The organism is Arthrobacter sp. 05T444, from assembly GCF_056395905.1.
The window spans coordinates 1-1,297 of record NZ_JBFTKK010000055.1 but is presented as its reverse complement, the minus strand read 5'-3'; the positions used below and the strand labels follow the sequence as shown (position 1 = coordinate 1,297).

Annotated in this window: 1 pseudogene; it reads left to right on the top strand. The window is 65.1% G+C overall.

The features are described 5' to 3' along the window. Position 1: 1 nt before the first annotated feature. A pseudogene (locus AC1DD3_RS22045) lies at positions 2-1,297 on the top strand (pyruvate dehydrogenase (acetyl-transferring), homodimeric type); the annotation flags it as partial.

Below are 1,297 nucleotides of genomic sequence, written 5' to 3'. Positions count from 1 at the left end.
CGTGGCTGCAGGAGAAGATACCTCCCATATCCTCAGCGGGTTGACTAACCAGCTGCCTGATCGTGATCCGGAAGAGACCGCCGAGTGGGTTGAGTCCCTGGATTCGCTGATCAGGGAACAGGGCACCGAGCGTGCCCAATACATCATGCGCAGTCTCCTGCAGCGTGCCGGCGCCCAGAGCGTCGGGGTTCCGATGGTCACCACCACGGACTATGTGAACACCATCCCGGCGGACCAGGAAGCACAGTTCCCGGGCAACGAGGAGTTCGAGCGCCGCTACCGGGCGTACATGCGCTGGAACGCCGCGGTGATGGTCCACCGCTCGCAGCGGCCGAACATCGGCGTGGGCGGGCACATCTCCACCTACGCCGGCGCCGCGACGCTGTACGAGGTCGGGTTCAACCACTTCTTCCGCGGCAAGGACCACCCCGGCGGCGGGGACCAGGTCTTCTTCCAGGGCCACGCCTCCCCCGGCATGTACGCGMGGGCGTTCATGGAAGGCCGGCTGACCGAGCAGGACCTGGACGGCTTCCGGCAGGAAAAGTCCAAGGCCGGCCACGCCCTGTCCTCCTACCCGCACCCGCGGCTGATGCCGGAGTTCTGGGAATTCCCCACCGTGTCGATGGGCATCGGGCCGATGAACGCGATCTACCAGGCCCAGTCCAACCGCTACCTGCACAACCGCGGCCTGAAGGACACCTCCGAGCAGCAGGTCTGGGCGTTYCTGGGCGACGGGGAAATGGACGAGCCCGAGTCCCGCGGCCTGCTCCAGCTCGCCGCGAACGAGAACCTGGACAACCTGAACTTCGTGATCAACTGCAACCTCCAGCGCCTGGACGGGCCGGTGCGCGGCAACGGCAAGATCATGCAGGAACTCGAGGCGTTCTTCCGCGGCGCGGGCTGGAACGTGATCAAGGTCGTCTGGGGCCGGGAATGGGATGACCTGCTCACCCGCGACTCCGACGGGTCGCTGGTGAAGATCATGAACGAAACCCTGGACGGGGACTACCAGACCTACAAGGCCGAGTCCGGCGGGTTCGTCCGCGAGCACTTCTTCGGCAAGACCCCGCAGACCAAGGACATGGTCGCGGACCTGACCGATGACCAGATCTGGAACCTCAAGCGCGGCGGCCACGACTACCGCAAGGTCTACGCCGCGTACAAGGCAGCGACCGAATTCAAGGGCAAGCCCACCGTGATCCTGGCCAAAACGGTCAAGGGCTACGGCCTCGGCCCGCACTTCGAAGGCCGCAACGCCACCCACCAGATGAAAAAACTCACCCTCGACGACCTGAAG